Source organism: Corallococcus llansteffanensis, from assembly GCF_003612055.1.
GTDB classification, from domain to species: domain Bacteria; phylum Myxococcota; class Myxococcia; order Myxococcales; family Myxococcaceae; genus Corallococcus; species Corallococcus llansteffanensis.
In genome coordinates this window covers 1-3,465 of sequence record NZ_RAWB01000801.1, presented here as the reverse complement: position 1 = coordinate 3,465, position 3,465 = coordinate 1, and the positions used below count along the sequence as shown (strand labels likewise).

4 protein-coding genes are annotated in these 3,465 nt (G+C 73.6%); all 4 read left to right on the top strand.

Annotation, left to right across the window (positions count from 1 at the left end; all coding sequences use genetic code 11):
• On the top strand, nt 1–820 hold an 820-nt coding region (locus tag D7V93_RS40395; RefSeq protein ID WP_147451601.1), incomplete at its 5' end, for an MFS transporter.
• 163 nt (nt 821–983) lie between these two features.
• On the top strand, nt 984–2,171 hold the full coding sequence (locus tag D7V93_RS40390; RefSeq protein ID WP_120648338.1) for a GNAT family N-acetyltransferase: 1,188 nt from the start codon (nt 984–986) through the stop codon (nt 2,169–2,171).
• Between the two features lie 68 nt (nt 2,172–2,239).
• Nucleotides 2,240–3,214, top strand: coding sequence for an NAD-dependent epimerase/dehydratase family protein (locus tag D7V93_RS40385; protein ID WP_120648337.1), 975 nt, complete (start codon nt 2,240–2,242; stop codon nt 3,212–3,214).
• Nucleotides 3,215–3,249: 35 nt separating this feature from the next.
• Nucleotides 3,250–3,465: WGR domain-containing protein (locus D7V93_RS40380; protein ID WP_120648336.1), on the top strand; the 216-nt coding region annotated here is incomplete at its 3' end.

Below are 3,465 nucleotides of genomic sequence, written 5' to 3'. Positions count from 1 at the left end.
GCGGGCCCACGCGCTGGGCCGGGTGTCCGCGGCGACGAGCCTGGGCGTGATGCTCGGCCCGGCGCTGGGGGCGCTGGGGGCAAACCTGGGGCCGTCCGTGCCGGGGTTCCTCGCGGCGGCGCTGGGGGGCTGCAACGTGCTGCTCGCCGCGTGGTTGCTGCCGGAGGCGCTCACGGGGGCGGCTGCCGCCGGGGAGGCTCACGGCTCGCAGGGCCGGAATGGCGACGTGCTGCGGGTGCTGTTGCATCCGCGCGAGCCCGTGGCGCGGCTCGTGTGGACGTACGTGCTCGCGATGGGGGCCTTCCAGGGCGGCACCGCGGTGCTGTCATTGCTGCTCGCCGCGCGGTTCGGGTTGACCGCGCGCACGGTGGGTTGGGTGTATCTGTTCACCGGAGCCGTGGCGGTGGTGGCGCGGGCGCTCCTGCTGGGCCGGGCCGTGACGCGCTGGGGGGAGGCGCGCTTGTGGCGAGGGGGCGTGGTGCTGCTGAGCGGGGGGCTTGGGCTGCTCGCCTTCGCGGAAGGCCCCTGGGGGCTGGCGGTCGCGCTGGCGCTCATGCCGCTGGGCACGGCGTTTACGTTCCCCTGCGTGACGGCCTTGCTCTCCCGGCACGCCGCGGCCACCGAGCGCGGACGCGTGTTGGGGATGCAGCATGCGTGGGGCGGACTGGCGCGGGCCCTGGCTCCGCTGGGCGCGGGGTGGGCCTTCGAACACCTGACGCCCGGAGCGCCGTTCTGGTTGGGCGCGGCGCTGGCGCTGACACCGTTGTTGCTGGGGGCTTGGGGCCGAGCGGCTCCGGATGGGAGCAGGGGGTTCTCATGAAGGTCTGGAGTCTTGCTGCGCTGCTGTGGCTGGCGGCGGGTGCGCGACGACGCGGGTGACAGGTGGATGTGCTTCCGCGCCCCCCTCCCGCTGCGCCATGCTGCCTCGCGAGCGACCAGCGCCACGTCCATGAGGCGCGGCATGCACCGGAAGGGGATGCGGGATGGAGACGACGGAAGACTACGGACCTCCGAGGGATGAGCAGGAGCTGGCCGCGGTCGCGGACATCATCGCGCAGTCCTTCGCCATGCCCGCCGCCGACGCCGAGGCCTCGGTGCGCAAGAACGGTCCGGAGCGGCTGCGCCTGCTTCGCCAGGGCGGCCAGGTGGCGGCGACGCTCACCCTCATCCGCATGGGACAGTTCCTCAACGGCCGCTCCGTGCCGCTGATCGGCGTGGGGGGCGTGGGCGTCGCGCCCGCGCACCGGGGCGGAGGCGTCGCCACGCGCCTCTTCCATCGCTTCCTGCGCGAGATGCGCGACGGGGGCGCGCCGCTGTCGGTGCTCTATCCCGCCACCCAGCCCCTCTACCGGCGTGTGGGCTACGAGGTGTCCGGCGCGCGGTATGAAATCCACGTCGACGCCTCCGCGCTGGAGCTGGGCGAGCGCACCCTGATGCTGCGCCCCATGACGTCCTCGGACGACGCGGCGGTGGAGGCGTGCTACCGGCGCTTCGCCGCCCAGCACCACGGCTGGCTGGACCGGGACGAGTACATCTGGAAGCGCGTGCGCACGCCGCGCAACGACACGGCCCACGGCTTCGTCGTGGAAGGGGCCTCCGGCGTGGAGGGCTACGTGTATCTGATCCGCAGCCTCGTGCCCCAGGGGTCGGTGCCCAAGCAGGTGCTGAAGCTCACCGACCTGGTGGCCACCACGCCCGCCGCGGCGCGCCGGCTGCTGCGCTTCCTCGGCGACCACCGCTCGCTGGCGCAGGACATCCTGTGGCACGGCGGCGCGGACGAACCGCTCCTGGCGCTGGTGCGCGAGCAGACCTACCAGGTGAAGCTGTCCATGCACTGGATGACGCGGCTCTTGGACGTGCCCCGGGCGCTGGAGGCGCGCGGCTGGCCGCAGGGCCTGTCCGGGGCGCTGCACCTGGACGTGCAGGACGACCTCTTCCCGGAGAACCAGCACCGCTTCGTGCTGGAGGTGGGAGGCGGCGCCGCGCGCGTCCGGGTCGGAGGGGAAGGGCGGCTGCGGCTGCACGTGCGCGGCCTGTCCCCCCTCTTCACCGGCTTCCTGTCGCCCCGGGCGCTCCAGCTCGCCGGGATGCTGGAGGCGGACGACGCGTCGCTCGAGGTGGCCAGCGCCCTGTTCTCCGGGCCCTCGCCCTCCATGCGCGACATGTTCTGACGCGGGCACGGCTACCCGTGGCCCGCCGGGAATGGTAGGAGCGGCGTCTTCGTCAGGAGGGTTCACACGTGCGCGCGTTCGTCACCGGTGGCTCGGGGTTCGTCGGGAAGCACCTGCTCGCGGCGCTCGCGAAGCGTGGGGAGCCGGCGCGCGCGCTGGCCCGTTCTCCCCAGGCCGCCTCGGCGGTGCAGGCCGCGGGGGGCGAGCCCTGGGACGGCGCGCTGAGCGACGTGGAGCGGCTGCGCCTGGGCATGGAGGGCTGCGACACCGTCTTCCACGCCGCGGCACACGTGAAGCTGTCGGGCCCGCGCGCGGAGTTCTACGAGGCCAACGTGCGCGGCACGGAGGCGGTGCTGGAGGCGGCGCGCGCGGCGGGGGTGAAGCGGCTCATCCACGTGAGCACCGAGGCCGTGCTGGTGGATGGCGGCCCCATGGCCAACCTCAATGAAACCCACCCGCTGCCCGCGCGCCCCGTGGGCCCGTACCCGTCCACCAAGGGCGAGGCCGAGCGGCTGGTGCTCCGCGTCAACTCGCCGGACTTCACCACCCTGGCGGTGCGGCCCCGGATGGTCTGGGGGCCGGGGGACACCGTGCTGCTGCCGTCGCTGGTGGCCGCGGTGAAGTCGGGGCGCTTCCGCTGGATTGGCGGCGGGCACTACCTGACGTCCACCTGCCACGTGACCAACGTCGTGGAGGGCCTGCTGCTGGCGGCCGAGAAGGGCCAGGGCGGCCAGGCGTACTTCCTCACCGACGGCCCGCCGGTGGAGTTCCGCACCTTCATCACCGCGCTCCTGAAGACGCAGGGGGTGACGCCCGGCTACAAGGCCATCCCCACGGCGCTCGCGGCGGCGGTGGCGGTGGTGAGCGACGTGGTGTGGGACGTGCTGGGCCTCAAGGGCACCCCGCCGCTCACGCGCACGGAGCTGCTGCTGGCGGGCCAGGAGGTGACGGTGAGCGACGAGAAGGCCCGGCTGGAGCTGGGCTACACGGGCAGCGTGTCGCGCGACGAAGGCCTGCGCTCGCTGGCGGCGCACGCGGACTGAGGCGCACGGCCTCCGGGTGCGGTAGCCTGCCGGCCATGCGCAGGTTCGAGTTCGTCGACGGCAGCAGCTCCAAGTTCTGGATGCCCGAGGTGCAGGGCGCCACCTTCATCGTCACCTACGGCCGCATCGGCACGGCCGGGCAGCGCAAGGAGAAGGTCTTCCCGGACGAGGACTCCGCCCTTCGCGAGTACACCAAGAAGGTCGCGGAGAAGGTGCGCGAGGGCTACGCCGAGGTCGGCGCGGGCGAGGCC

Coding starts and splice junctions, on each gene's coding strand:
- D7V93_RS40390 (WP_120648338.1), top strand. CDS start 984: ATGGAGACGACGGAAGACTACGGACCTCCGAGGGATGAGCAGGAGCTG.